The 3,209-nt window shown below is 29.3% G+C and carries 4 protein-coding genes; 2 read left to right on the top strand and 2 right to left on the bottom strand.

What is annotated here, in order from left to right; all coding sequences use genetic code 11:
* Positions 1-192: hypothetical protein (locus tag Q0370_RS11670; protein WP_299575925.1), on the bottom strand; the 192-nt coding region annotated here is incomplete at its 3' end.
* A gap of 42 nt (positions 193-234) precedes the next feature.
* Positions 235-765, bottom strand: coding sequence for an adenine phosphoribosyltransferase (locus Q0370_RS11665; RefSeq protein ID WP_299575923.1), 531 nt, complete (start codon positions 763-765; stop codon positions 235-237).
* Between the two features lie 221 nt (positions 766-986).
* Between Q0370_RS11665 and Q0370_RS11660 the strand changes: the two genes are divergently transcribed.
* The gene (locus Q0370_RS11660; RefSeq protein WP_299575921.1) at positions 987-1,367 is read left to right on the top strand and encodes a hypothetical protein; all 381 of its coding nucleotides are present in this window, start codon (positions 987-989) and stop codon (positions 1,365-1,367) included.
* A gap of 28 nt (positions 1,368-1,395) precedes the next feature.
* Positions 1,396-3,042 (top strand): signal peptide peptidase SppA, encoded by a 1,647-nt coding sequence (sppA, locus tag Q0370_RS11655; RefSeq protein ID WP_299575927.1) that lies wholly within the window; start codon positions 1,396-1,398, stop codon positions 3,040-3,042.
* Positions 3,043-3,209: the final 167 nt, after the last annotated feature.

Here is a 3,209-nt window from a genome sequence, read left to right as displayed (position 1 = left end):
TTTAGGGTATTCATATTCGAACTGTTGTCTCTCTTCCTCTATAAAAGGGCTGAAACTCTCATCAGAGACGAACTCAATCGTCCCTGACGTAGGAGTATCAGTTCTACTGCCTTTGGTTTTCTTCCCACAAGATGAGAAGCCAACCAAAGTCAGGAATAATCCAATAAATATATAAGATAAATTCTTATTCATTTATTTCAATTATTGTAACTTGAAAATAATTCCTTTTGCAAATTAATATTTTAATTGCGAGTAAACTTCATAACCTTTAAGAAAATCCCTGCCTCCTAAATCAGACAATTCTATCATAAAAGCTAATTCATATACTTCTGCTTCTAGTTTTTCTACCAGCTGAGCCATAGCTTTGGCTGTTCCTCCTGTAGCTAGCAAATCATCCACTATTAATATTTTTGAACCTTTTCCAAAGGCATCCTTGTGAATTTCAATGCTATTTCTTCCGTATTCTAATGAATATTCTACACTTTCCACTTCTGCTGGTAATTTTCCAGGTTTTCTTGCAGGAACAAAACCTGCTCCAATATTATAAGCTATTGCAGCTCCGAAAATAAATCCCCTTGCGTCAGCTCCTACTACGTAATCTATTCCTTTATTTTTGTATCTGTCTGTAAAATCCTTTATGATGATTTCCAACCCTTCTTTATCTTTTAACGCTGTTGTAATATCTCTAAAAATTACTCCTTTTTCTGGAAAATCTTCTACTGAACGGATTAATTTTTCTATTTTTTCTTTTTCTTCTATTTTCATTTTCTCTTTTTCCTCTTTTCTAAAATTAATAGCGATATATTTATTATTTAGATAAATCTGGATTGCTACGAAAACGAAACTCGCTAACGCTCAAACAGTAGTTTTTATTCCCAAAAAATCACGACATTTTTGATTTAATTGTAATATGCAGTATAATTAATTGATTTTTAATAAGAAATCATTTAAAATAAAATATTGAGATTTTTGATAGGAGTAATAAATTGAATAAAAACAAAAAAATAAAATTTCCAGATTGGATGTCGTTGTTTCCGTTTTTTATTTCACAATTAATATTGTATCCGATAGCTTTATATACAAGAAAAGTGATAATAGAAATTAATAGTGCTAGTCCGATATTAGTATTTTTGCTTCATTTCTTTGAATTGGCAATATTTTTTGTAGTAACTTTAATTTTGCCATTAATAGTGTTTTTTGTACTTGGAGTAATGTATGATTTTGAAATTAGGATGAAAAATGTATTTTATATTTTGGGGAGTTTAATATTGATGTATATTTTTTTGATATTAATTTTCAATATGAAAGAATTGTTATTGTTAATAGGATGTTGTATTGCATTTGGATTGGGATTGTTAGTGAAATAGTTTAAGAATAAAAAAGGGAGTTGATATGATGTTTATTTTGAAAATGCTGTTAGAAATAGTAATAATGCTTATTTTGTGTGTGATTTTAAATTTAATTTTTGTGAAGAAGATTCTTAGAGTAAAAAATAAGAAGAAATTGCCTTTAAAAAAGGTAAAAACTGTTGTATTTGATGTCAAGAAATTGAAGGAAGATGTGGCTATGCCGGCATTAAAGGGGAAAGAGAAATTGTCATATTATCAAATATTACAAGGGTTAAATAATCTTGCGGAAGATAAGAATATAAAAAAAGTTATTATTGATGTAGATAAGTTAAATTTGACACTTTCACAGCTGGAAGAGATTTCTAAAATTTTTGATAAGATTAGGAAAAATAAGGAAGTAGTGGCAATAGGAACGCTTTTTGAGGAAAGTCGATATAGACAGGCTATGCTTGCAGATAAAATTTTTATGTTTGACACAAGGCAGTCTACTATGATTTTTAGAGGATATTTTCATAAAGAATTTTATTTGAAGTCATTTCTGGAAAAGTTTGGTATAAAGATGAATGTGCTTCATATTGGTGATTACAAGGTGGCTGGAGAAAAATATAGCCATAACCAAATGTCAGAAGAGAAAAAAGAATCAATTAGAAATATAAAGAATAAAGTTTTTAAAGATTTTGTGGAACTGGTAAAAAGTAAAAGAGGCATTGATATTGAAAATGAGATATTGAGTGGAAATCTTATTTTTGCTGGGGCGAAGAAGGCTTTGGAATATAAATTGATTGACGGTGTTGCTGATTATGATGAAATTGGGATAAATTACAAGGAAGACACTGTTTCTATTGAAGAATACATAGGAATGTTGAAAGAAAAAAAGGAAAAAGCAAAAGATACGATTGCAGTAGTGAATCTTGAAGGTGTTATTGATGTGAAAAATCCTAACAAAAATATTACTTATGAAAATGTATGTGAAAAATTGGAAGAATTAAAAGAAATAAAGAATTTGAAAGGGTTGGTATTAAGAATAAATTCACCTGGTGGAAGTGCTTTAGTTTCTGAAAAAATATATAAGAAATTAAAAAAATTGACTACGCCAATATATGTTTCAATGGGAGATGTCTGTGCAAGTGGAGGTTATTACATTGCTACAACTGGAAAAAAATTATTTGCAAATAACTTTACTTTGACAGGCTCAATCGGTGTTGTTATGATGTACCCTGAAGTTGCAGGAACAATGAAAAAGTTAGACATTAATTTGGAAGGATTCGGAAAAGGTGCTGGCTTTGATATGTTGAATCCGTTTGAAAAGTTAGGAGAAGATTCAAAAGAGAAATTAATCCATAATATGAATGAAGTTTATGGCGAGTTTAAGGAACATGTAATGGTAGCCAGAGGAATGAATGATGAGGAACTTGAAAAAATTGCACAAGGAAGAGTGTGGCTTGGAAGCGAAGCCAAAAATATAAATTTAGTTGATGAAATTGGAACTCTGGAAGATTGTATAAAATCAATGGCAAATGATTTGAAGTTAGATAAATATAAAGTGCAGATAGTAGAGTTAACACAAACTTTAAAAGAAACTCTGTCAGATATAAAAATGCCGTTTATATCTGAGGAAATTAGGGAAAAGATTGAATTTTTGCAAGGAAATATAAATCAGGTTTTGTATTATGAGAGTGATTTTGAACTTTGAAAGTTTAAGGAGCAAAATTAAAATGAAAAATAGAACATCGAGTTTTTTATTGAAAGGATTAGTTGCTATTATTCTAATATTAGGATATGTATTAATTCAAGAGTTTTTAAATCCTCTAATACTAACAAGAATTGCATTGATTTTTGCAATAGTAATACATCCATCTG

This window comes from uncultured Leptotrichia sp., from assembly GCF_938036635.1.
Lineage (GTDB): Bacteria > Fusobacteriota > Fusobacteriia > Fusobacteriales > Leptotrichiaceae > Leptotrichia > Leptotrichia hongkongensis.
Note: the sequence above shows the minus strand (reverse complement) of the source record. Positions and strands in the feature narration are given on the sequence as shown.